We start from the raw sequence: 24583 nt of genomic DNA, 5'->3' as shown, positions 1-24583 counted from the left end.
TGGGGGTCTGACAACGGAGGTATCGCATGGCCCAAAGCGGCGTCAACCTGGCCAGCCTGATCGGCTCGCGCATCTGTCACGATCTGATCAGCCCGATCGGCGCCATCACCAACGGGCTGGAGCTGCTCGACATGACCGGTTCGGTCGAAGGGCCAGAGATGGAGCTGATTGCCGACAGCGTCGGCAATGCCGGGGCGCGCATCCGCTTCTTTCGCATCGCCTATGGCGCGTCGAGCGACCAGATGCTGGGCCGGGCCGAGCTGGTGGGCCTGCTCGACGACCTGAACCGCAGCGCCCGGGCCAAGGCCGATTGGGCACCGACGGAACCGGTCGCGCGGGCCGAGGTGCGGATGGCCTTTCTGGCGCTGCAATGCTGTGAAACCGCCCTGCCCTTTGGCGGCACCGTGCGGATGGATCGGCAGGGCGACCGCTGGATCGTCACCGCCGAGGCCGAGAAACTGTCGGTCGATCCTGCCCTGTGGGAAGGGTTGAGTAACCCCGCCGCGCTGAAACAGATCACCGCGGCGCAGGTGCAATTCGCCCTCTTGCCCGCGGTGATCGAAGATGCCGGCCGGCGGGTCACGGTCGAAACCAGCGACCGCCAGCTGGTGATCCGCTTCTGATCAGGCCCGGGTCGTTCCGTTCCCGCGCACCAGGTATTTGAAACTGGTCAGCTGCGCCGCCCCCACCGGGCCGCGCGCATGCATCTTGCCGGTGGCAATGCCGATCTCGGCGCCCATGCCGAACTCGCCGCCATCGGCGAACTGGGTCGAGGCATTGTGCATCAGGATAGCGCTGTCGAGCCGTTCGAAAAAGCGCGCGGCAACCGCGTCATCTTCGGTGATCACGCAATCGGTGTGGTTCGAGCCATAGTGCCGGATATGGGCGATGGCCGCGTCCACATCCTCGACCACCCTGGCCGAGATGATCATGTCCAGATGCTCCTTGCCCCAATCGGCTTCGGTTGCGGGAAGCGAGCCGGACAGCCCCTCGGCCCGCACCTCGACCCCGGCCTCGATCAACGCGCGCACCAGATCGGCACCAAGACTGTCTGCTATATCCTTGTGAATCAACAGACATTCGGCGGCACCGCAAATCCCGGTCCGGCGGGTCTTGGCATTCAGGACCACGCGCAACGCCTTTTCGGGGTCGGCGGCCTTGTCGATATAGATATGCACGATGCCTTCGAGATGGGCAAAGACCGGCACCCGCGCCTCGCGCTGTACCAGACCCACCAGCCCCTTGCCGCCACGCGGCACGATCACGTCGACATAATCGGTCATGGTCAAGAGCTCGGACACCGCTGCCCGGTCGCGGGTCGGCACCAGTTGGATCGCATCCTCGGGCAGGTTCGCGGCGCGCAGCCCCTCGACCAGGCAGGCATGGATCGCACCCGAAGAGTGGAAACTCTCGGACCCGCCGCGCAGGATCACCGCATTCCCCGATTTCAGGCATAGCGCCCCGGCATCGGCGGTCACGTTGGGGCGGCTTTCATAGATCACCCCGATCACCCCCAGCGGTGTGCGCACCCGCTGGATATGGAGGCCCGAGGGCATGTCCCATTCCGCCAGGACCTCGCCCACCGGATCACCCTGTTCGGCCACGGTGCGCAAGCCGTCGACGATGCCCTGAATGCGCGCCTCGTCCAGCATCAGCCGATCCATCATCGCCGGGCTCAGCCCCTTGTCGCGGCCAAACTCCAGATCGCGCGCATTGGCGGCGATGATCTCACCCCGACGGGCCCAGACCGCATCGGCGGCACTGATCAGCGCCGCGCGCTTGGCCTCGGCGCTGGCAAAGGCCAGCTCGGCCGCTGCGGCACGGGCACGTTTGCCCAGTTCGGTCATGGTGGCGGAGATGTCGGCGATGTCTTTCATGTCGGGCCCCTGGGCTGCGGTCGGATCAATGGGTAGCGTCTGCGGGGCAACAGGTCAAAGCGCCATGTCGTCCCGGTGGATCAGCGCGGCGCGGCCTGGATAACCCAGCGTCGCCTCGATATCCGAAGACTGCCGCCCGCGAATGGCGCGGGCCTCGTCCCCGGTATAGCGGCACAGCCCCTGCCCCAGACGGCGCCCGTCGGGCCCGAGGATCACCACCGGATCGCCGCGTCCAAAATCGCCGGTGACCGAGGTCACGCCCGCAGGCAGCAGACTCTTGCCACCGTCAAGCGCGCGCGCGGCCCCCGCATCGACAGTAATCTCGCCGCGCGGTTTCATGGCCGCGATCCAGCGCTTGCGCGCCGCCTGCGGGTCAAGCGTCGCGGTGAACCAGGTGCAATTGGCGCCGTTTTCCAGCGTTTTCAGGGGGTTCAGGGGCGATCCTTCGGTAATCGCCATGGCGCAGCCACCGGCGGTCGCCATCTGCGCCGCCATCAGCTTGGTCTTCATGCCGCCCTTGGACAGGCCCGAGCCCGCATCGCCGGCCATGGCCACGATCTCGGGCGTGATCCGCTCGATCACGTCGAACCGGGTGGCTCTGGGATCATCACTGGGGTTGCCGGTATAGAACCCGTCCACATCCGACAGCAGGATCAGCTGATCGGCGCCGACGGTGACCGCGATCTGTGCGGCCAGCCGGTCATTGTCGCCATAGCGGATCTCGTCGGTCGCAACAGTGTCATTCTCGTTGACGATGGGCACCGCCCCAAGACCCAGCAGCGTTTCCAGCGTCGCGCGCGAGTTCAGATAGCGGCGGCGATCCTCGCTATCCTCGAGCGTGACCAGAACCTGCGCGGTGGTGATCCTGTGCGGGGCCAGCGCCTCTTCATAGGCGCGGGCCAGACGGATCTGGCCCACGGCGGCGGCGGCCTGCGACTGTTCCAGCGGCAGCGCCGTGCGCGGCAGGCCCAGCACGCCCCGCCCCAGAGCAATCGAGCCGGACGAGACCAGGATCACATCCATGCCCAGCCCCTTGAGCCAGGCCACGTCAGCCGCCAGCGAATGCAGCCAGTCGGCCCGCAGATCGCCCGAGTTGCGGTCAACCAGCAGGGCCGAGCCGATCTTGACCACCAGCCGCCGGGCTGCCGTCAGGGTTGCCAAGGCTGCGACTCCTCCACAGGCTTTTCGCGCAGGCGGTTGGCATCGATGCGGGCCCGCAGGGCGCGCAGCACCTCGGTCACCCCCTCGCGCGAGGCGCCCGACATCATCATCACAGGCCCGCCCGAGGCCTCTTCCAGCTCTTCGACCAGAAAGGCGCGTTCTTCTTCATCCAGCGTGTCGATCTTGTTCAGCACGGTCACGCGGGGTTTGTCCGCCAGATCGCCGCCATAGGCCTCAAGCTCGCCAATGATGGTGTGGTAATCCTCGACCAGATCGCCCGAGGTGCCATCGACCAGATGCAACAGCACCGCGCAGCGTTCCACATGGCCCAGGAACCGGTCGCCGATGCCGCGCCCCTCATGCGCGCCCGCAATCAGGCCGGGAATGTCGGCGATCACGAATTCCACATTATCGACACCCACAACCCCCAGATTGGGATGCAGCGTGGTAAAGGGGTAATCGGCGATCTTGGGCCGCGCGTTCGACGTGGCCGCCAAAAAGGTCGACTTGCCCGCATTGGGCAGGCCCAAAAGACCCACATCGGCGATCAGTTTGAGCCGCAGCCAGATGGTGCGATCCACCCCCGGCTGGCCCGGATTGGCCCGGCGCGGCGCCTGGTTGGTGGCCGATTTGAAATGCAGGTTGCCGAAACCGCCATTGCCGCCCTTGGCCAGCAATACGCGCTGGCCCACCTCGGTCAGGTCGGCCAGAACGGTTTCCTCGTCCTCGTCCAGGATCTCGGTCCCCACGGGAACCCGCAGCACGATATCGTCGCCATCCTTGCCAGACCGCTGTTGACCCTTGCCGGGCACCCCGTTCTGGGCAAAGAAATGCTGCTGATAGCGAAAGTCGATGAGCGTGTTCAGCCCATCCACCGCCTCGGCCCAGACCGAACCGCCCTTGCCGCCATCACCCCCGTCGGGGCCGCCATATTCAATGAATTTTTCGCGCCGGAAACTGACGCAGCCATTCCCGCCGGAACCCGAGCGGATATAGACCTTTGCAAGATCGAGAAATTTCATATGTGCTCCCTACTGCAAAGGCCCGGGCGGGCCAAGTCACAGTTTGCGGCTATAGGTCCAGGTGGGGACGGCAGCGTCGCGCGCCACCGAATAACTCTCGGCATCTCCAAGATACTGAAACCCGCAATGGGTCAAGACCCTGGCCGAGGCCGGATTGTCCTGAAACACGCTGGCGAACATGGTGGCGTTGCCCAGCGGGTTGGCATTCACCAGCGCCTCGACCGCCATCGAGGCGATGCCGGTATTCCAGAACACGGGCGCGACCCAATACCCGACCTCGGACTGGTTGCGATCCATCCGCTCCAGCGAAATGAGGCCCATCAGCTCGGGCCCGCCGTCGCGGGTGGCATCCATCGCCCAGACATCCTCGGTCCGCTCCTCGCTCATGGCGCGGGCGACAAAGGCCTCGGCCATGCCCGGCGGCAGCGGATGCGGGAGAGAGGTGGTCATGCGCGCCACCCGTTCGTCACGGGCGTAATGCTCGATCAGGCCCATATCCGACTTGCGCAGCGGGCGCAGGTCAAAGCGTTCGGTTTCAATGACCGGCTGGTTTATGATCGTATCAAACTTCATTTCTGTGCTCCTCCTCCGAACACACCAAAAATCACGGATGCAACGGTCAGCCCCGCCAGCATCCACATCAGGTATTTCTCGCCAGGCCGTCCTGCAACCACTGCGGCGATACGATCGCCGGCAAAGGTCCAGAGCGGGTGGAAAACCGCCTGACAGGCCAACAGCCCCAGTGCCACGGTCAGCGTCGCCTGAAACGGCGCGGTCCCCGGCGCCACGAAACCGGCAAATCCGGTGACGATCATCGCCCAGGCCTTGGGATTGAGCGGATGAACCAAGAGACCGGCCCCAAACCCCGGCGCAGCGCCCTCCGGGCCTCCACCGGGGGCAAGGCGCAGGTTGGCAATCTTCCAGGCGAGCCAGCAAATATAGGCCACGCAAAGATATTTGAGCGCCTGAAACAGCAGCGGTACCCGATCGGCCAGCTCCATAAGGCCAAACCCCACCGGCCAGATCACCAGTTGCTTGCCTAACGCCACCCCGGCGACAAAGGGCAGCGCCGCGCGAAAGCCATAGCGCGCACCGGTGGCCAGCAGGGCCATGTTGGCCGGGCCCGGCGTGCCCACCTGCGTGGCGGCAAAGAGCAGAAAGCTGGTCGTGGCTACAGCCATGGGGCGTCCGGTGAAACTTCGGTGAAAAACGAGAAAGGGGACCGGCAATCCTTGCCGGTCCCCCATGAATTTTTTCTAAACCTTCTGGGTTTCGGCTTACTCTGCGGCCTCCGCCACCGGCAGGACCGAAATGAAGGTGCGCTTTTTCAGCCCCTTGTGGAACTTCACGGCGCCGTCGACGGTTGCAAAGATCGTGTGATCCTTGCCCATGCCAACGCCTTCGCCCGGCCAGAACTTGGTGCCGCGCTGACGCACGAGGATATTGCCGGCGCCAACAGCTTCGCCGCCGTATTTCTTGACGCCAAGACGGCGACCGATGGAGTCGCGGCCGTTACGGGAGGAACCGCCAGCTTTTTTATGTGCCATTCTTTCTCTCCTTAGCCTTGAGCCAGCTCTTTGGCCTGCTCAACCCATTCGGGCTTTACCTTGACCGCGTCGATAGCAGCAATCTGCTCGTCCGACAAGGCGGCCAGCGCGGCAAAGCTGCCAATGCCTGCTTCGACCAGTTTCTTGGCGGCGGCGGGACCGACACCGGTGATCTTGGTCAGGTCGTCCGAACCAGCGGCAGCTGCGGGTGCAGCGGCGCCCTTGGGGGCCTGGCCGGTTGCGGCTTTGACACCGGTCTTGTCAGCGCCCGAGGTCAGGATCTCGGTGATCTTGACCAGGGTCAGCTTCTGACGGTGACCCTTGGTGCGCTGCGAGCTGTGCTTACGACGGCGCTTGACGAAATGGATCAGCTTTTCGCCCTTGACCTGATCGATCACCTCGGCCTGAACGGCGGCGCCGTCAACCAGAGGCGCGCCCACAACCGGCGCGTCGCCGCCCAGCATCAGCACGTCGTTGAATTGAACTTTTTCACCTGCATCGGCAGCCAGCTTTTCAACGCGGAGCACATCGCCCGCCTGAACCTTGTACTGCTTGCCGCCAGTCTTGAGGACCGCAAACATGCGTCTTTCCTTCTTGTCACCGCGTTCTTCGGTCCCCGGAGCCCCGGGCGTTTCGGCCCCCTAACGGAAAGCCACCTGCGAACAGCGCGCCCTGTTTCGGGCGGATTAACGGCCCTTCCGCTTCCGGGCAGGCCAAACGATAACGAAACCCGGCGCGGAATCCGGGCCGGGATGCGGGCTTATCCATGTCGTGCGGGGCTTTGTCAACCGCAAATGCGGGCACAAGCGGGATGTCTTTTCCATGCCGCGCGGTCGGCCGCGGGTTCCGCCGGATCACCGGCGCCCGGCACTTAGGCTCAGGACCCATTCATCCTGCACCAATGGTTTGACAGATTTGCTGTCTGACGACGTCCAATGCCGCAGGAATAGTGGTTCCATTTCAAGGCATTGAAAGGACGTCAGGCGGCAAATTCGCCAAATCCGAAGGACGCCAAATCCACTTCATCTCAGCGGCTTGGCGCGCTTGGGAATAGCGCCACTATGCCCGGCGCGCGCCAAGCCCCTGATTTTTCGCGGATTTGGCGCCAGTGGCGCAGGATGAATGGGTCCTGAGCCTAGATATCGGACGCCTTGAGCGCAAACCCCACCGCCCGGCCCAGATCATAGGAGATCGCTCCATACAGCCGGTCGAACCCATCGAACAGCGCCGTGTTCAGCGCCTGCCCGGCGGGGCTGAGCGAAAAATCGATATTGGCCTGCATCTGCGCATCGTCCAGCGGCGCATAGGCGAAATAGAGAAATCCCATCACCCAACGCCGGGTCTCGGCCTCGGTCTCGTCACGCCCTTCGAGAAGGCTGGCCAGAACCGCGCCATCATCGCGTGCGGTTCCCTGCCCGTCGCTGAGACCGCGATAGAACTGGAAATCGGCACTGATCGCCCCTTTGACATTCTGGCCGATCAGGTCATTGGCCGCCACATAGGCGGCCACCTGTCCCAGACGGGGATCGCCCTCACCCGCCTCTTCGGCCCGGTCCAGCGCCATCTCCTCGATGCCATCATCGGCAAAGGCACGCCGGGCCGAATTTTCCAGCGTCAGAATGGCCTGCCCGGTTGCGGTGCGGAAAAACGCCGTGGCTGTCGCAGCCTGCGCAGGGTCCAGATGATCTGACAAAGCATCACGCAACGCCGCATGCATCCGATCCGGCGCATAGATCCGCGCCACCTGAGCGGCAAAGAACGCACCCCCCGCCCCTTCAAGCAATTCGGTATCGAGTGTCGCGCCGTAACGCAGCCCTTCTTCGCGCAGGATCTCGACCACCTCGGTCAACCGCATTGCCCGCGCCAGATCGTTGTACGCGGGTTCGGCCGCTACCGGCGTCACCAGCCACAGACACAGAACCGCCCCAAAACGCCGCATCACAACTCCTGCACCGGCTGAAGCTCCGCCATGCGAACCGCCAGCACCTCGAACCGGTCGGCCATGATCGAGTATTGCACCGCGTTCAGCAATTCATAGACCTCCTGCATCAGCGGCTGTTCCAGCGCCTCTGTATAGGCGTCTACCTCGTCATCGGAAAAGGCCTGATAGGTATAGGCCGCCGAGGCCAGCGCCGAGAGCTGGAGCGCATTGCGCATCTCGGTCTCGTTGCCGCGCAAAAGCTCGCGCAGATCGTCGACCTCCATTTGCAGATCGATCACCCCGGCGGCACTGGCCGCCAGCAGGAACCGCAGCTGGATCTCCTGCAAGGCGCGCAGCGCGGTACCCGAGGAATCTATGGCCCGGTTCATCCGTTTCAGACTCTCAACCCGGCCCGAGCCATGCCGGACCAGTTCGGACACGATGGCCTCGCCCGCCTCTTCCTTCAGATCGTCATCGGCCATATGCGCGTCGTTCTCGGCCACCACCAGCCGCTGACCCAAGTCCGAGGCATAGAAGTCGACCGCATGATCAAGTGCCGCATCGCTCAGCGTCTGTTCCAGAATATCCAGCGCCTGTACGCGCATTCCCTTGGTGTCGAACACTTCGCGGGTCAATGTGGTCCACTGGCTGCCGAAACTCTCGGCCTCCAGCCCCAGCATCCCCGGCGCCGAGGCCGAGGCCTGGGCAATCGAATCCAGCGCAACGTCGAAACCGGTGGTGACGAGAAACGCCTCGATCCGCGCCCGGTCTGCCGCCCTGAGCGGCTGCGCAAGCGCGAGACCAAGAAGCAGAAAGCCGAAAAGAAGGGGCAAGGCGCCGCGAAACAGTCGTGTCATATGCCAAGCCTAAGCCATTTGCCCGCACGGGCAATGGAAATTCGGGCCGGTGCAAAAACTTGTCACTTTCCGCTTGCACCCCCGCGCGAACCTCACTAAATCCCCCCCTCACAGACCCCCGCGGAGAGGTGCCGGAGTGGTCGAACGGGGCGGTCTCGAAAACCGTTGTGGGTGCAAGCCCACCCAGGGTTCGAATCCCTGTCTCTCCGCCACTATTCCCCTAAACAGCACTATCATTCTGAAGCTTTCGGGGCGTAGTGTGCTTGTCGTTATCCACAGGATCTCCGGGCAACGTTGCAAGTCCGTGCCGCAGCATGGCGGCAACGATCCGGTTCCTTGTTTCAGCGTCAGTACCCTGTGCATCGGGATGATCCGGGTCCGCTCGACGGTCAATGCCGGCGCGGACCAAGCCCGGATCAGGTGTCGCGCAGGGCCCGGTCGAAGAAGTGTTTGATGGGGCGGACGACATAGTTGATCGCGGTCCGGCTTTCGGTCGCGATATACGCCTCGACCGGCATGCCCGGCATCAGCGCGCGCCCGTTCAGCTTGGCCTCTTCGCCCGCGTTCAGCGCGACCTTGACGTCATAGTGATATTTCTTGGTCAGCGGATCCAGCGTCACATCCGGCGAGATACGGGACACCGCGCCGAGGATGATCGGCAGGTCGCGCGCGTTGAAGGCGCGGAACTTGATCGAGGCCTCCTGCCCGATGAAGACCTGGTCGATATCGGCCGCGGCGATACGCACACCGATCTGAAACGGGTCATCATCCGGTACGATCATCATCAGCGGCTTGGCCGCGGTGATCACCGAGCGGCGTCCCTGTACCTGGGTTTCGTGTATCTTGCCATTGACCGGGGCACGGATTTCCAGCTTGGACAGGTCGTCCAGCAGGCTCAGGCGCATTTCCATGAAACGGGTCCTGAGCGGACGCAACTTGCGCAGTTCTTCTTCAGCCTTTTCCTGTGCGTTGGGGATCACGACAAGGCGCTTGAGATTCAGCTCCGAGATCTTGCCGCGCAGCTCCGCGATCTTGGCCTCGTTCTTGCCAATGTCGCCCCGGATGGTGACATCGTCCTTTTTCAGCTTGTAGAGTTCCGACATCGTGATCAGCTTGCGTTCCGCAAGCTGCTCGGCATTGACGATCTCCAGCGACAGCAGGCGCATCTCGTCCTGCTTTGCCAAGAGTTGCGCCTCGACACCGGCGATTTCCGCGCGCACCTGGGTGATCTGTTCATCCAGCAGATGCATGCCCGAGGTGATCGCCTCGAAATGCGCGGCAAGCTGGCGTTGCTGCCGCTCGACCATAAGCTTGACTTCTGCCTGCGCCAGCGCCGCTTCCTCCAGCACCGGTGTCAGGACCATCTGCCGTTGGTTGTCCATGATCGCCTGAAGCCGCGCGATATTGGCCAGCACCTCGAACAGCTCGCCCTCGACGACATTCAGGTCGGAATGAAACTGGCGGCTGTCCAGCCGGACAAGGATATCTCCGGCTCGCACCCGGTCGCCGTTGCGCACATAGATCTCGCTGACCACACCACCGATGGGGTGCTGCACCGCTGTCATCGAGGTGGAGACCTCGATCGTTCCCGACCCGATCACCGCGCCCGAGATATTGGCCCGTGTCGACCAGACCGCAAGACAGCCGAGCAGAAAGATCAGCGAGAAGACCGTTACCGCAAAGGGTCGCCCGGTGGTCCATGTGCTGCGCCGCGATTTCGGGTCGTCCATGGCCTATCTTGTCCCCGTTTTTTCCGACTCTTTCGGTCGCATGTCACGCAGAACCGAAACGTTCGGTCGTTGTTCGGTTTCCTTGGCGGGTGGCTCCACCTTGCTCTTGGCCGTGACCTGTCTTTTCGACATCGCCCCCGAGGCCAGCATCTCGGTCAGCTTGCCGTCCTTCAACTGAAAGCGCCGGTCGACATAGGGCAGTTCCAGCGGATCACGCGAGGTCAGGATGATGGTGGTTCCGTTGTTCTTCAAGGCGTTGAACGTGACCTTGAGTTTCTTGGGTATCCTGACCATCATGTCGGAATCGAGCCCGTCGATCAGCAGGATCTTGGGGTCGCCGTAGAACGCGCGTGCCAGGCCCAGCTGATAGCGCTCGAAACTCGACAGGCAGTTGCCCCGCGCATCCAGCATCGTCTTGTAACCATCGGGCAGCGAACTGATCGCGGCATGCATACGCGCGCGTCTGGCCGCAAGGCTGACCGCATCCGGGGTCGCCTCGGTATCGAGGCCCGATATGTTCTCTTCGATCGTACCCGCCACAAAACTCGGATTGTCGGGCGCATAGCCAAACAATTTGCGGGCATCCGCGTCGGTCAGGCGTGAACTGTGCCGCCCGCCGACCAGAACAGCGCCTGACGATGTCGACCACATGCCCAGGATGGTCTCCATCAGCACCGTCTTGCCCTGGCTCGACAAGCCGTTGATCTCGATGATCTCGCCGGCTTCGGCGACCAGCGACACCGAGCGCAGGATCAGCTTGCCCGTCAGGGGCGAGCGGACCGACACGTTGTCCAGCATCAGCTGATGCAGGGCGCCGGGCTGTTCGGCATACTCGTCCTCGAGTTCTTCGGCCCGCGTGGCCAGAATGGCGTTCAGACGCTGCCAGTGATCTCGGGCCTGGAACATCTGCGGTATCTGGGTAAAGAACCGATCCACCGGCCCCAGGATGCGCGTCACCAGGAAGGTTGCCGCCACCATGGCCCCGACGGTCAGAACACCGTTCAGCGTCAGATAGGCGCCGGTCGCCAGAACCGAATAGCGCACCACCATGACAGTGACCTTGGACATGCTGTCGAACCAGCCGGTCCAGTCCTTGAGCGCGATGGCGTCGTCCCGCGCGTCCTCGCGCGCCTTCTGCCATCTGGGCCGGAACCCCACCCCCATGTCCTGGCCACGTACCGTTTCCCGGGACGCGATCAGGACACTCCGCAGGGTGGCGACGGCACCCGCGCTTTCCCGCGCGCGCTCGCGACGTCCACCCATGAACACCGCCTTTATCAGCGCCAGCAGCCCGATCAGTGCCACACCGGCGACACAGGCCCAACCCAAAAGCGGATGCAGAAAGAACACCACCGTCAGAAACATCGGCGTCCAGATGAAATCGAAGACCGCGATCAGCGAACCGGAGTGAAAGAACCCCCGCAGGCCGTCCACCTCGTCCAGTCCGACGGCCGGTTTCGACTTGTTGTGCTGGAAAACATGGTTTCGTCCCGAAGTCCGCAGTAGGGTTTCTTCCATCTGCTCCTGAAACTGAGCTCCGAACCGGGCCAGCAACCGCTTGCGCGCATAGTCAAGCGTTCCCAACACCATCAACAACACGATCAACAGCGAAAACAGCGCGATCAGCGTCTCCATCGATCTGGAGGTCAGAACGCGGTCATAGACCAGGATCATGAAAAACGGGCCGCCCAACCGCAGAAGATTGACGGCGAAACTCAGCACAAAGGCAGAACTGAGGATAAGCCCCCCCTTGCGGACGGCCTTGCGGGCGGAGCCTCTGAGGGCCTTTGCCGCGTTCATTCGGTCCCCTCCTTTTCACGCGACCCGGCGAACATACCCGCCCTCGCGACGGTTCGTTCGCCAGATCGCCACCCCCTGCTCTCTGTCAGTGCAGAAAGACAGAGCCGTATCTATCGGACAAAGGGGGTCAGGATTTCTTCACCTGGTTCAGGTTGAAGCTGATGATGACCCGATTGCCGGCATCTCCGGTTTCCTTCGTCTCGTTCGGATCCACCGCATGATAGAGCCAGGCCGGGAAAATGATCATGCGCCCCGCGACAGGGGTATAGCGGACCTTGGTCCAGTTTTCGCGCGACCGCTTCTTGTTCGGCTGGAACTTGGCCTGGTTCATCAGATGCACGGTGCGCGGTTCGATGAATTCGATGCTACCACAGTTTTCCGGTGCCTGAATATAGTACACCCCACTCCACAGGCAGCCCGGATGCACATGCGCCCGGTTCACGCAACCCGGAGGGTTGATGATCGACCACATCGTTCCGATGCGGATCGTGTGGCTGTCGGCATAGCCGAGGTCCTTCGAGATCATATCGGTGGCATTGCCGATCAACCCGACCAGATCGGCATATTCCTTCGACTTGTAAAGGTCGTTATGGCTGTGCCACCCGCCAAGCGCCGGAATGTTCGAACGGCTGATGCCCTTCTTGTCTCTTTCACGCTCTGCATAAATCGACGCGAGAAGCTTCTTGTTCAGTTCTTCAGGCTCGGGCACGTCGATTTGGAAAATCATCGTTGGAAAGTAGGAACGACGGACAAAACCGAGGTCTTTTTGCGACATGGATGGTCTCTCTTGAGTGAATATTATTATCGAATGCCCGGATGCTTGCAAAATTCGCACCGCGTTGCAACGCTTAGGAAAAGGCGTATTCGGTATTAATATTTCATCAGGCACGGTTGCTGCATTGCGGCGAAGCCTGACCGACGTTGCCCCATGCCGTGGCCAGCCGCCCGCACCACACCCGGTTTGCGCGGCAAGAAGGCAAGGGTTTGCGCGGCAAGAAGGCAAGATCGCTTGTCATGATCCCGCCGTTGCGTCACCCTTTCAGCATGACACACTCTTCCCTCCCCGCCGCGCCTGACCGCCCGGCCCGACCCCGCTGGCGCCGAGCACTGCACCTCGCCGCTGCCGGGCTGTTCTGCCTCTGCGCCCTGCCGGCGGTGGCGCAGCAGCAGCCTGCGCCTTTTGGCAACACGGCGGGTACGGTGTTCGACATCATCCGCGCCGACGATCCGACGACCTTTGTCTGTCTCGACGAACTGGGCCGCGCGGAACGCCAGATATGGGACAAACGCGTCGACGGAGAACCCATTGTCCTGGCGTATCTTTTTCAGGCGCAATACGCGGATGGCGCGTCGATCGAGATCGCCATCAACCCGGAATTTGGATCGCCGGAAAACGCCAGGGAGCAGGCCGAACTCTATGCCCCGGCGCTTGGGCGCTTGCCCTCGTCGCTGCGGGCCGGGATCAAGCGGTTCAGCGTACATGACGGGCGGCGCGGGTTCCATGCGGGGACCGGTGGCATCGTCGTCTATGCGGACACGACCGCGAACCGCCTGAGCTATGACCATCTCGAAGAGTCGCTGTTTCACGAGGCGGTCCACGCCTCATGGGATCATGCGCACCGGCTGGCGCCAGCCTGGATCGCGGCCCAGCGATCGGACGGCATGTTCCTGACCGAATACGGACAGAAACGCCCCGAGCGCGAAGACCTTGCAGAAACGGCGCTTTTTGCCTTTGCCATCCTGCATCACCCGGACCGGTTTCCGCCGGTCGATACGAAAGTGACGCTTGAGGCGGTTCCCGCACGAATCGCCTATATCCGCGAATTGCTGCCACCCGGAGAACCACTGACCCGGCAGATCGGCCCGCCCCAGGGTTGCGCGGCGCAGCAGTGAGTTCCGAACCGCCACCCACCCTGGCAGGATGGCTTCAGCTACACGGGCTGAGCGCGCAAACCTGCCGGACGCTTCTGAGCCTGACACCACCGTTGTTGCCAGCGCCTGACTCGGCGCCCGATGCAGCGATCCCTGACGGTCCCGCCCTGTGGTCGCTGATCGCGGACTGTCTGGCGGCGGAATTGCCGACACTCGACAGCGACATCCGCAAGACCGCGGGGCAGACCCTGGTCAACTTTGCCCCCAACCCGGAACGCCATCCAAGACCCTTTACCCTGCACGCCCCGGTCCAAAGCCGGGTCTATGTTTCGTGCCCGCTGACCGGACAGGCGGATGACGTGCTGACGGTGGCGCATGAGTTCGGCCACGCTCTGCAACTGACCTGCTGTCCCGAAACCGCGCTGACACCTGTCCTGCGCGAGACCTGTGCCTTTCTCGCAGAGGCAATCGTCGCGAAGGCGCTGAACCAGCGCGACGTGGCCCTGTCCGGATCGGTGCGTGCGGTCTACGCGCGCCGCGCGGCCACCGATCTCGGCCCTGTCGCCCAGCGGCTGCGCGCCGCTCTCGACAGGCCTGAGACGCCATATGACGACCACTGGAACTATCCCCCGGCGCGTCAGATCGCGCGGCAGCTCATACATGGTCAAGCCCCGCCCGACCCGCGGATCCTGACAGAACTCTTCCTGGGAAAAATGCCCTTGCCAGCCCTTGTTTCGCTGCTCTGCGGCATGACACGATAGGCATGGCGACGACCTGATCGCCCCCGGTCCCGCCCGGAGTTAACCGTTGACAGGAATCCGATTCGGCGCAAACATGACTTTGAAAAACGCAGTTACGGGGTCGTGGCGCCATCTGGCATCACTTTGACCTAATTGAGCCCCGCGGGATTGTGCGGGTCGGATTACCATATTTTTAATGCGCTTATCGCGTTTGGTTTCCGAACTGCTTCCCCTGTCCCGTGTCTCTCACACCACATGTTTTTGCGGCCGCATGCCATGCGACCGTGCTCTCAAACTTTGACCCATTTTGACCGGAGACTCCGTCATGACCGCCATTATCGCACCCGTTTCGCTGAACACCGCAGACCTGACCATCGACCTGGCTGAGCTGATCGACGAGGCCCTGGCCCTGACCGGCCTGGAGGCCCCTGTCAGCTTCGCGCCCGACTACTACGACGGCGACGAGGGTAACGAGGACGACGAAACCAACGAAGGCGACGAAGGCGACGAAGACGACGAAGGCAACGAGCACGACGAAGGCAACGAGCACAACGAAGGCAACGAAGACAACGAGGGCAACGAAGGCGACGAACAGAACGAAGCCGACGGCGGCGACGAGGGCGACGAAGGCAACGAGGGCAACGAGGGCAACGAAGGCAACGAGGACGACGAAGGCAACGAGCACGACGAAGGCGACGAGGACAACGAAGCCGACGAGGGCGACGAAGACAACGAAGGCAACGAGAACGACGAAGGCGACGAAGCCGACGAAGGCGACGAGGGCAACGAAGGCGACGAAGGCAACGAGGACAACGAAGACAACGAAGGCGACGAAGGTAACGAAGGCGACGAAGGCAACGAAGGCGACGAAGACCTCGGCGACGAGGGCAACGAAGGCAACGAGGGCAACGAGGGCAACGAAGGAAACGAGGGCAACGAGGGTAACGAAGGCAACGAGGACGACGAGAACAACGAAGGCGACGAAGCCAACGAAGGTGACGAGGGCGACGAAGGCAACGAAGGCAACGAAGGCGACGAAGGCAACGAGGACGACGAAGGCAACGAGGACGACGAAGGCAACGAAGTCGACGGCGACGAAGGCGACGAAAACGACGAGCAAGACGAAAACGACGAGGGCGACGAAGGCGACGAGGCCGACGAGGGCAACGAAGGCGACGAAGACGACGAAGGCAACGAGGACAACGAAGGCAACGAGGGCGACGAGTCCGGCGACGAAGGCGACGAATACAACGAAGGCGACGAAGGCGACGAAGGCAACGAAGACAACGAAGGCAACGAAGACGACGAAGGCAACGAAGGCGACGAAGGCAACGAAGCCGGCAACGAAGGCGACGAAGACAACGAAGGCGATGAAGGCAACGAAGACAACGAAGGCGACGAAGGCGACGCCAGCGATCCCTATGACAATGAGGGCGACGAGGGCAACGAGGACGACGAAGGCGACGAGGACGACGAGAGCAATGAGGGCGACGAAGGCCCCCAGACCGACGATGAGGACGACGAAGGCAACGAAGGCGATGAAGGCAACGAAGAAATAGCCGGCCAGGAAGACGACGAGGACGACGAAGGCGACGAGGGCGACGAGGATAACGAGTGGGACGAGGATAACGAGGACGACGAAGGCGACGAGTTCGACGAAAACGACGAGGACGACGAAGGCAACGAAGGCGACGAAGGCGACGAGGACGACGAAGACAACGAAGACGACGAGAACAACGAAGGCGACGAAGCCGACGAGAACGACGAAGACAACGAATTCGACGAAGGCGACGAAGGCGACGAAAACAACGAGGGCAACGAGAGCGACGAAGACGACGAATTCGACGAGGGCGACGAAGGCGACGAAGGCGACGAAGGCGACGAAGGTAACGAGGGCGACGAGGGCCAGACCGACGGCGACGAAGACGACGAAGGCGACGAAGACGACGAAGGCGACGAAGGTGACGAAAGCGACGAAGGTGACGAAGGCAACGAAGGCGACGAAACCAATCTGAACGACGAAAACGACGAGGGTAACGAAGGCAACGAAGGCGACGAGGACGACGAGTACGACGAAGGCGACGAATACGACGAGGGTAACGAAGGCGACGAAGAGGACGAGGACGACGAGTTCGACGAAGGCGACGAGGACGACGAAGGCGACGAAAGCGACGAAAGCGACGAGCACGACGAAAACGACGAAGGCGACGAAGGCGACGAATACGACGAAGGCGACGAAGGCGACGAGGCCGAAACCGGCACCGGCGATGACGGTGACGAGGGCAACGAAGGTGACGAAGCCAATATCGACAATCGTGGCGACGAAGGCGACGAAAACGACGAAGGTGACGAATCCGACGAAGGCGACGAAGCCGACGAGCACGACGAAGGCGACGAAGCCGACGAAGGTGACGAAGCCGACGAAGGCAACGAAGACGACGAAGCCGACGAAGATGACGAAGGCGACGAAGACAACGAAGGTGACGAAGCCGACGAAGACGACGAAAACGACGAGCACGACGAATATGATGAAGGCGACGAAGCTGACGAGGAAAACGAGGGCGACGAATCTAACGAGGGTGACGAAGGCGACGAAAACGACGAGCTCGACGAAGGTGACGAAGGCAACGAAGGCGATGAAAACGATGAAAGCGACGAAGGAGATGAAGGCGGCATAAACAACGAAGGCGACGAAGGCGACGAAGACAACGAGGGCGACGAAGACGACGAGAACGACGAGAACGACGAAGGCGACGAAGACGACGAAGGCGACGAATACGACGAAGGTGACGAAGCCGACGAAGGCGACGAAAACGACGAATACGACGAGAACAACGAAGGCGACGAAAACAACGAGGACGACGAGTACGACGAAGGCGACGAAGGCGACGAAGAGAACGAAGGCTTCGAGAACGACGAGGACGACGAGTACGACGAAGGCGACGAAGACGACGAAGGCGACGAAGCCGACGAGTATGACGAAGGCGACGAAGCCGACGAAGACGACGAAGGCGACGAAGGCGACGAAGACGACGAAGGCGACGAAGAGAACGAGGTCTTCAACACCAACGACGGCGATGAAGGCGACGAGGGTGACGAAGGCAACGAAGGCGACGAAGGAGACGAAGGCAACGAAGGCAACGAGGGCGACAGCCAGGCCGATGCCAACGAAGGAGATGAGGGAGACGAAGACGACGAAGGCAACGAAGGTGACGAAGGCGACGAAGACGACGAAGGCAATGAAAACGACGAAGGCGACGAAGGCGACGAAGGCGACGAGCCTATCTAAGCCGGCCATTGCCGAACCGTCCGCAGGGGTCTCCTGCGGACGGGATCACCCTCACTCCCGGGCGATGCGTTGCATCGCCCGTTCCTTTTTCGAGAAAGACACTAGAAAAAACATGCGAACGGCTCCCTCGATAGCCGAGCGACTCGATCCGTTCGCTCGGATTGCCGGGTGATCACGCCATCGCGCACCGGGCCCTGCCGCGGGTGTTGGCTGTGGGGGACGGGGCGTCAGGGCGCCAGGGCTTCGAAGCCCGCTCTGCTTCTGATCCGACCGGAGACGCTCTGACCCAATGCCAATTGGCACAGGTCCTCTGGCGTGTCGAAACCTCCGACCCGCCTGAGGCGCGCAATTGCGGGGGCTTGGTGTCCGATGGTCGCGGCGTTTACGCCCGGTGGGGCGCCTTGGTCAGAGACCTTTTGCGGCGGTGACGATGAACTCCACCCGATAGTCGGGCGTCGCCAGCCTTGCCTCGCCGCAGGCGCGCGCCGGGGCATGGCCCTTGAGCACCCAGGCATCCCAGACCGCGTTCATCTCGTCGAAATCCGCCATATCCGCCAGCCAGATCGTCACTTGCAGAAGCCGGGTCCGGTCGCTGCCGGCCTCGTGCAAAAGCGCGTCGATCCGGTCCAGACAGTCCCGCGTCTGTTGCGCGACGCTGGCGCCCGGCGTGCCGACCTGCCCCGCCAGATAGACGGTCTCGCCATGCAGGACGATCTGGCTCATGCGGGTGCCGGTATGAAGGCGGGTGATCTCGGTCATGACAGGGTCCTTGTTTGTCAGGAAATGAAGCGTGCCGGGTCAAGTGCCGCGACGGTTTCCGGGCTCAGCTCGGGCGGATGCCCGGCGAAAAGGGCGGCGGTCAGGCGGGACAGGCCGGGCGCGGTCTGGATGCCATAGCCCCCCTGCCCGGCCAGCCAGAACAGCCCCTCGACCTCCGGGTCGAAACCCACGACCGGACTGCGGTCGGGGGCAAAGGTGCGCAGACCGGCCCAGCTTGCCTCGACCCGCCGCACCGGTTCGCACACCGCCTGTTCATAGCGGTGCAGCCCCTCGGCCAGAACCATGTCGTCGGGCCAGGCATCATGCGGCGCCACCGGGTCCTCGTCGGCGGGGCTGACCATCAGCCGGCCCGCCTCGGGCTTGGCGTACCAGTGTTCCGCGGCGCTGGCGAAAAGCGGCCAGTTGCGAATGTCATACCCGCCGGGGGGCGGCAGCAGCGCCGCGCTCCGGCGCATCGGTTGTAGCGCCAGCATGTGCGCCCCGGCCATGCGGGCCACCTCGTCGGCCCAGGCCCCGGCGGCGTTGACCAGCAGCGGTGCCTGATAGCTGCCATCCCTTGTGGTCAGGGTCCAGACGCCCGCCGCGCGGGTGATGCCGGTCACCGGGGCGGCGGTGACAACCTGCCCGCCGCGCGCCTTGAGCAGGCGCACATAGCCGCCCAGCATGCGGTCGACGTCGATGTCCTGCGCCTCCCATTCTATGATGGCACCGGCGATCCGGTCCTGCCGCAGGATCGGTACCAGCTCCACCGCCTGCGCGGGTGTCAGCGCCTCAAGCCCGCTGGCGCCGCTGGCATATTCGTCAAGCGCTGGCAACTCCTCTTCGGTGGCCACCAGCATCTCGCCCCTGGGCGACAGCAGGCTGTGCTCGCTGACCCCCTCGGGCGCGACCAGGAACGGGGCCGAGGCCGCGTTCAGTGCGCGCAGGGTGGCATTGCCGTAATTGCGGATAAAGATCGCGGCAGAGCGACCGGTGGCATGGTATCCCGGCGCGGTCTCGGCCTCGAGCACAAGCACCGACATATGCGCGGCCAGTTCCGCCGCCGCGCTGATTCCGGCGATGCCGCCGCCGATCACAAGGAGATCCGCCGTCTTCACAACGCCTCCTGAAACCCGGTCAGAACCCGGGTCAGATTGTCGCCCAGACTGTCGGAGAGATATCCGCCCTCCTGCACGAACAGCACCGGCAGCCCGGTTCGCGCCAGGGCCGCGCCGATCCGGGCAAACCCGTCGCCGGTGATGGCCAACCCCTGGAACGGATCGTCGATCGAGGCATCGAGGCCAAGCGCCACCACCAGCACCTCGGTCCCAAAGCTTGCCACCTGCCGCAACGCGACCGCCAACGTGTCCAGATAGTCATCGTCCCCTGTCCCCCGCGCCAGCGGCAGGTTCAGGTTGGCCCCCAATCCCCGACCGGCGCCGCGTTCCTGCGCATGGCCCCAGAAGAACGGATAGAACCGTGCCGGGTCGGCATGGATCGACAGGGTCAGAACGTCGTCACGGTCATAAAAGATGCCCTGGGTCCCGTTGCCGTGATGCACGTCGATATCGAGGATCGTCGGGCGCAGACCGGCGTCAAGCAACCGTTGCGCGGCGATGCCGGAATTGTTCAGGAAACAGAACCCGCCCGCCAGATCGCCAAAGGCGTGATGACCCGGCGGGCGCGACAGGACATAGGCGCCCCGTTCGCCGCCGCCGATCAGGTCGGCCCCGGCAATGGCCGACTGGGCCGACCAATAGGCCGCCTCCCAGGTGCCCTCGGCGATGGGACAGGCGGTATCGGCCTGATGATACCCCGCCTGCCCGACCGCGGATTTCGGATAACCGTCGGTCCGCGCCGCCGGGTGGATATTGGGGATCACCTCGGCCCCGGCGCCGGGAATCCGGCGCCAGCGGGCATGGATGTTCTGAAGAAAGGTCAGATATTCGGCCGAATGCAGCGCCGCGATCGGCGCCAGCCCGGCATCCTCGGGCGCCGCGAACACGCAGCCTGCCGCCTCGGCCCCGGCCTTGAGCACTTCGATGCGGCGGGGCTGTTCGGGATTGGGCAGAATGGCGCCGTTGGCCATGAAGTGTTTCGGATCGTGCAGCCATTGCCGCCTGTCGAATACCGCTTTCATTCCTCTCCTTTCAGGGCCGCACAACCGGCCTCGTCCAGTATCAGCTCGCTCTGCCCCCCGGCCGAGACGAATCCCAGATGATCATAGAACCGCCGCGCCCGGGTGCTGGTGTCATAAACGCTGAGCTTGACAAAACCCGCCCCCCAGAGATGGCGGCCATCCGCCAGCGCCGCCCCCAGCAGGCGCGAGGCGATCCGCTGGCCGCGCAGCTGCGGTGCAGTCCACAGATCCGACACATAAAGCCCGGCCCCACCCCGCGTCGTCGAGAAGAGAGGTGAATAGAGCGCAACACCCACGATCTCGCCCGCCCGCTCGGCCAGAACCGCCCGAAAGGCCGGCGCCGCGCCCCAGCCGGCGCGTTCCAGATCGGCGGGCCGCGCCCGGTGGCGGTCGCCCAGATCGTCCGACAGGCGTTGCAGCGCCCGGTTCAGAGCAGCGGCATCCGCCTGTTCCGCAATGCGAAAAACCAGGTCCATCAGAACGCCACCCTGTCCGCGCCTTTCAGCCCCAGCATCGCGCGCGCCTCGGCGGGGCTTGCCACCTCCCGGCCCAGCTCCTCGACGATCCGGCGGATCTTGTGCACCTGCTCGGCATTGGACCGGGCCAGCACCCCGCGCGAGATCATCAGACTGTCCTCGAGCCCCACGCGCACATGCCCCCCCATCGCCGCCGCCATGGTCACCAGCGGAATCTGGTGGCGCCCGGCGGCCAGGACAGAAAACAGATAGTCCTGACCGAACAGTTTGTCCGCAATCGTCTTCATGTGCATGAGGTTCTCGGGGTCGGGACCGATCCCGCCCAGCACGCCGAACACGAACTGGATGAACAGCGGCCCCCGCACCAGACCGCGATCCACGAAATGACGCAGCATATAGAGATGCCCGACGTCGTAACATTCGAACTCGAACCTTGCGCCTCGGTCAGTGCCCATCTCGGTCAGAATGCGCGCCATGTCGCGCGGCGTGTTCTTGAACACCAGATCGTCGGAATTGCGCAGGAACGGCTCTTCCCAGTCGTGTTTCCAGTCGCGAATCCGGTCCGCCGCCGGATAGAGGGCGAAATTCATCGTGCCCATGTTCAGGCTGCACATTTCGGGCGCGGCCTGTCTGGGCGCGGCCAGCCGGTCGTCCAGCGTCATCACCGCACTGCCCCCGGTCGTCAGGTTCAGCACCGCCTCGCTGGCCTGTTTGATACGCGGCAGAAAGCCCATGAAATCCGCGGCCCGCGACGAGGGTTGCCCGGTCTCGGGGTCGCGCGCGTGCAGATGCAGGATGGCCGCCCCCGCCTCTGCCGCCGCGACGGCCTGACCCGCGATCTCGTCGGCGGTGACCGGCAGATAGGGCGACATCGACGGCGTATGAATCGAGCCGGTGATGGCGCAGGTGATCAGGATCCGCGACATCTCAGCCGACCTTTCCGGCGATCTCGTCGGCGAATTGCGACAGCGATCCGTCCAGCCCCTCGATGATCTCGTCCAGATGCGCGTCGGTCACGATCAGCGGCGGACAAACCAGGATGTGATCGCCCTCGACCCCGTCGCGGGTGCGGCGGGAATAGACGATCAGCCCCTTGCCATACGCGATATCGACCAGCCGCTGATAGGCGTTCAAGCCTTTGGGAAGCGGCGTCTTGCGGTCCCGGTCGGCCATCAGTTCAAAGGCGGTCAGCAATCCCTTGCCGCGCACGTCACCGATGATCGCGTGTTTCTGCATCAGCCCGTGCAGCCGGGCCTGCAACCGCGCGCCCATCCGGGCGGCGTTGGCACAAAGATCCTGGGCCTCGATCTCTTCGACAACGGCGAGGCCCGCGGCACAGGCCAGCGGGTTGCCGGCATAGGTATAGCCATGCGCGAACCCGCCCGCGTCCAGCACCGGTTCGACCAGCCGGTCGTCGACGATCATCGCGCCCAGCGGCACATAACCCGCGCCAAGCCCCTTGGACATCACGATGATATCGGGACGGGCATTCCAATGATCCGATCCCAGGAACCGACCCGTCCGCCCGGCCCCGGTCATCACCTCGTCGGCGATCATCAGGATACCGTAGCGATCACAGATCTCGCGGATGCGCTCCATATAGCCAACGGGCGGCACCAGCGCCCCGGTCGAGGCCCCGCCCACCGGCTCGACGATAAAGGCGGCCACTGTCTCGGGGCCTTCGGCCTCGATCTTTGCGGCCAGCATGTCGGCATAGTGATGGCCGGTCTCGGCAACCTCCGGGTCGAGCCCATCCAGATAGGCGCGCGGCGCGGGGATCTTGGGCATCTGCCGCAGCATCGGCTCGAACGGCGCGCTGAGCGGCGTATATCCGGTCACCGCCAGCGCCCCAAGCGTGCTGCCGTGATACGAGGGCCGGCGCGAGATCACCTTCCACCGGCTGCCCTGCCCGGTCGCGTTCATGTATTGCCGGGCCAGTTTCAGCGCGCTTTCCACCGCCTCTGACCCGCCCGAGACAAAGAACACCTTGTTAAGCCCCTCGGGCGCCAGCCCCGCCAGTTTTGAGGCCAGTTTCTCCGAGGCCTCGGTCTCGAAATGCAGCCGGTAGCCAAAGGTGGATTTCTCCATCTGGCGCTGCATCGCGGCCAGCACGTTCGGATTGGAATGGCCGATATTGCAGACCATCGCGCCCGACGAGCCATCCAGATAGCGGTTGCCGTCCTGGTCCCACATATAGACGCCGCGCGCCTGGTCCAGCACCGGCTTGCGGCCGCGCCCCTGATAGAAAAGATGCGACATCTCACGCCCCTCGCAGCGCCGCGCAATCCTGCGGGCGGAAACCGACGGTCACCGTGCTGCCCTCGGCAAAGGGGCGCTCGTCGATCATGTTGATTGCCTGTAACTGCGTCTCGCCCAGCCGCACGAAATACCGCACGGTCTGGCCCTGATAATCGACCGTCTCGACCGTGGCCGGTGCCGTGATCAGCCCCGACAGATCCGCCCTTTCATCATAAAGCGTCAGACGTTCGGCCCTGAGCACCAGCTTGGCCGGGCCCGGTTCGACCCCAACCGCACGGGACGTTGGAACCGGAACTTTGCCGAACAGCGGCACCTCCAGCGTGACACCCGAGCCGTCGGCGCCCAGACAGCGCCCGGGCAGGATGTTGGAGGCCCCCAGAAACCGCGCCACAAATTCACTTGCAGGTGTGTTGTAGACCTCGGACGGGGTGCCAACCTGTTCGACCCTCCCCGCGCTCATCACGACGATGCGGTCCGACATCGCCAGCGCCTCGGACTGGTCATGGGTGACGAAGACCGTGGTAACCCCGATCTGATGCTGGATACGTTTCAGTTCGACCCGCATATCCTCGCGCAGATTGGCATCGAGCGCCGAGAGCGGCTCGTCAAGCAGCAGCACCTCGGGTTCGATCACGATGGCACGGGCCAGCGCGATACGCTGCTGCTGGCCGCCAGACAGCTCCTTGGGATAGCGGTTGCCGACATCGGGCAATTGCACCAGATCAAGCGCGGCCTGAACCTTGGCCGCGATGTCCGCCTTGGGCACATCGCGGTATTTCAGGCCAAACGCCACGTTGTCGGCCACGGTCTTGTGTGGGAACAGCGCATAGTTCTGGAACACGATCCCCAGATTGCGCTTGTGGATCGGCACATCGTTGATGCGCCGCCCGCCGATCAGGATCTCGCCCTCGGTCGGGTCCAGCAACCCCGCGATCATGCGCAGATTGGTTGTCTTGCCACAGCCGGAGGGACCGAGCAGCGTGACAAAGGCGCCCTCGGGTATGTCCAGATCGGTGGGATGCACCGCCGTGAATTCGCCGAAACGCTTCACGATCTTGTTGAGGGTGACGGAACTCACGGGACCATTCTCCGGATCAGGGGGGTGTTCCCCGGGATGGTTTGCCCCGGGGAAC

At 63.5% G+C, this 24583-nt stretch carries 23 protein-coding genes and 1 tRNA gene; 5 read left to right on the top strand and 19 right to left on the bottom strand.

Annotation, left to right across the window (positions count from 1 at the left end):
• The first annotated feature begins 26 nt into the window (after window positions 1–26).
• Complete coding sequence (locus AC2FLM_RS13005) at window positions 27–623, top strand: histidine phosphotransferase family protein (RefSeq protein ID WP_496858440.1); 597 nt, start codon at window positions 27–29, stop codon at window positions 621–623.
• Here the strand turns inward: AC2FLM_RS13005 and AC2FLM_RS13000 are convergent, their stop codons facing one another.
• The 9 genes from AC2FLM_RS13000 to AC2FLM_RS12960 form a co-directional block, all read right to left on the bottom strand.
• A complete protein-coding gene (locus tag AC2FLM_RS13000) occupies window positions 624–1877 on the bottom strand; it encodes a glutamate-5-semialdehyde dehydrogenase (protein ID WP_496858438.1) in 1254 nt (417 codons plus the stop codon).
• Window positions 1878–1931: 54 nt separating this feature from the next.
• Window positions 1932–3038 carry a glutamate 5-kinase gene (proB, locus tag AC2FLM_RS12995; protein WP_496858436.1) on the bottom strand — a complete coding sequence of 369 codons (1107 nt, stop codon included), beginning with the start codon at window positions 3036–3038 and terminating at the stop codon, window positions 1932–1934.
• On the bottom strand, window positions 3026–4060 hold the full coding sequence (gene obgE, locus AC2FLM_RS12990) for a GTPase ObgE (protein WP_234162572.1): 1035 nt from the start codon (window positions 4058–4060) through the stop codon (window positions 3026–3028). Before obgE ends, proB begins: the two co-directional genes overlap by 13 nt.
• Before the next feature lie 36 nt (window positions 4061–4096).
• Entirely contained in the window at window positions 4097–4633 is a 537-nt protein-coding gene (locus AC2FLM_RS12985; RefSeq protein ID WP_234170425.1) for a GNAT family N-acetyltransferase, read from the bottom strand.
• Window positions 4630–5241, bottom strand: a complete 612-nt coding sequence (locus tag AC2FLM_RS12980) for a LysE family translocator (RefSeq protein ID WP_496858433.1) — start codon at window positions 5239–5241, stop codon at window positions 4630–4632. The genes AC2FLM_RS12985 and AC2FLM_RS12980 overlap by 4 nt, the downstream gene beginning before the upstream one ends.
• A gap of 96 nt (window positions 5242–5337) precedes the next feature.
• Window positions 5338–5607, bottom strand: coding sequence for a 50S ribosomal protein L27 (rpmA, locus tag AC2FLM_RS12975; RefSeq protein ID WP_011047720.1), 270 nt, complete (start codon window positions 5605–5607; stop codon window positions 5338–5340).
• 11 nt (window positions 5608–5618) lie between these two features.
• Entirely contained in the window at window positions 5619–6188 is a 570-nt protein-coding gene (rplU, locus tag AC2FLM_RS12970) for a 50S ribosomal protein L21 (protein WP_496858431.1), read from the bottom strand.
• A 554-nt stretch (window positions 6189–6742) separates the two neighbouring features.
• On the bottom strand, window positions 6743–7546 hold the full coding sequence (locus tag AC2FLM_RS12965; RefSeq protein WP_496858429.1) for a DUF2059 domain-containing protein: 804 nt from the start codon (window positions 7544–7546) through the stop codon (window positions 6743–6745).
• Entirely contained in the window at window positions 7546–8385 is an 840-nt protein-coding gene (locus AC2FLM_RS12960) for a DUF2059 domain-containing protein (RefSeq protein WP_496858427.1), read from the bottom strand. Before AC2FLM_RS12960 ends, AC2FLM_RS12965 begins: the two co-directional genes overlap by 1 nt.
• 122 nt (window positions 8386–8507) lie before the next feature.
• Between AC2FLM_RS12960 and AC2FLM_RS12955 the strand changes: the two genes are divergently transcribed.
• A tRNA-Ser gene (locus AC2FLM_RS12955) sits at window positions 8508–8597 on the top strand.
• Between the two features lie 204 nt (window positions 8598–8801).
• Here the strand turns inward: AC2FLM_RS12955 and AC2FLM_RS12950 are convergent.
• The 3 genes from AC2FLM_RS12950 to AC2FLM_RS12940 form a co-directional block, all read right to left on the bottom strand.
• Window positions 8802–10115 (bottom strand): HlyD family type I secretion periplasmic adaptor subunit, encoded by a 1314-nt coding sequence (locus AC2FLM_RS12950; RefSeq protein ID WP_496858425.1) that lies wholly within the window; start codon window positions 10113–10115, stop codon window positions 8802–8804.
• A gap of 3 nt (window positions 10116–10118) precedes the next feature.
• On the bottom strand, window positions 10119–11915 hold the full coding sequence (locus AC2FLM_RS12945) for a type I secretion system permease/ATPase (RefSeq protein ID WP_496858423.1): 1797 nt from the start codon (window positions 11913–11915) through the stop codon (window positions 10119–10121).
• A gap of 127 nt (window positions 11916–12042) precedes the next feature.
• A complete protein-coding gene (locus AC2FLM_RS12940) occupies window positions 12043–12690 on the bottom strand; it encodes a 2OG-Fe(II) oxygenase family protein (RefSeq protein WP_275671832.1) in 648 nt (215 codons plus the stop codon).
• A gap of 269 nt (window positions 12691–12959) precedes the next feature.
• On the opposite strand from AC2FLM_RS12940, the gene AC2FLM_RS12935 reads away from it, so the two are divergent.
• The 3 genes from AC2FLM_RS12935 (at window position 12960) to AC2FLM_RS12925 (ending at window position 17816) form a co-directional block, all read left to right on the top strand.
• Window positions 12960–13808 (top strand): hypothetical protein, encoded by an 849-nt coding sequence (locus tag AC2FLM_RS12935; RefSeq protein ID WP_496858421.1) that lies wholly within the window; start codon window positions 12960–12962, stop codon window positions 13806–13808.
• Entirely contained in the window at window positions 13805–14548 is a 744-nt protein-coding gene (locus AC2FLM_RS12930; RefSeq protein WP_496858419.1) for a hypothetical protein, read from the top strand. The genes AC2FLM_RS12935 and AC2FLM_RS12930 overlap by 4 nt, the downstream gene beginning before the upstream one ends.
• Before the next feature lie 304 nt (window positions 14549–14852).
• Window positions 14853–17816: a hypothetical protein gene (locus AC2FLM_RS12925; protein ID WP_496858417.1), complete on the top strand. Its 2964-nt coding sequence runs from the start codon at window positions 14853–14855 to the stop codon at window positions 17814–17816.
• Between the two features lie 405 nt (window positions 17817–18221).
• On the opposite strand, the gene AC2FLM_RS12920 is transcribed toward AC2FLM_RS12925, so the two are convergent.
• The 7 genes from AC2FLM_RS12920 to AC2FLM_RS12890 are packed head-to-tail and all read right to left on the bottom strand — an operon-like array spanning window position 18222 to window position 24528.
• A complete protein-coding gene (locus AC2FLM_RS12920) occupies window positions 18222–18575 on the bottom strand; it encodes a RidA family protein (protein ID WP_496858415.1) in 354 nt (117 codons plus the stop codon).
• Window positions 18576–18592: 17 nt separating this feature from the next.
• Window positions 18593–19693, bottom strand: coding sequence for an NAD(P)/FAD-dependent oxidoreductase (locus AC2FLM_RS12915; RefSeq protein WP_496858413.1), 1101 nt, complete (start codon window positions 19691–19693; stop codon window positions 18593–18595).
• Window positions 19690–20715 (bottom strand): histone deacetylase family protein, encoded by a 1026-nt coding sequence (locus AC2FLM_RS12910; RefSeq protein WP_496858411.1) that lies wholly within the window; start codon window positions 20713–20715, stop codon window positions 19690–19692. The genes AC2FLM_RS12915 and AC2FLM_RS12910 overlap by 4 nt, the downstream gene beginning before the upstream one ends.
• Window positions 20712–21191: a GNAT family N-acetyltransferase gene (locus tag AC2FLM_RS12905; protein ID WP_234183443.1), complete on the bottom strand. Its 480-nt coding sequence runs from the start codon at window positions 21189–21191 to the stop codon at window positions 20712–20714. Before AC2FLM_RS12905 ends, AC2FLM_RS12910 begins: the two co-directional genes overlap by 4 nt.
• Complete coding sequence (kce, locus tag AC2FLM_RS12900; RefSeq protein ID WP_496858409.1) at window positions 21191–22117, bottom strand: 3,5-dioxohexanoate:acetyl-CoA acetone transferase; 927 nt, start codon at window positions 22115–22117, stop codon at window positions 21191–21193. Before kce ends, AC2FLM_RS12905 begins: the two co-directional genes overlap by 1 nt.
• Window position 22118: 1 nt before the next feature.
• Complete coding sequence (locus tag AC2FLM_RS12895; protein ID WP_496858407.1) at window positions 22119–23450, bottom strand: aminotransferase family protein; 1332 nt, start codon at window positions 23448–23450, stop codon at window positions 22119–22121.
• Window position 23451: 1 nt separating this feature from the next.
• Entirely contained in the window at window positions 23452–24528 is a 1077-nt protein-coding gene (locus tag AC2FLM_RS12890) for an ABC transporter ATP-binding protein (protein ID WP_496858405.1), read from the bottom strand.
• Between the last annotated feature and the right edge of the window lie 55 nt (window positions 24529–24583).

It is taken from the genome of Ruegeria sp. SAZD011, assembly GCF_059612545.1.
The sequence above is the reverse complement of the archived record's forward strand: the minus strand, read 5'-3'. Positions and strand labels throughout refer to the sequence as shown.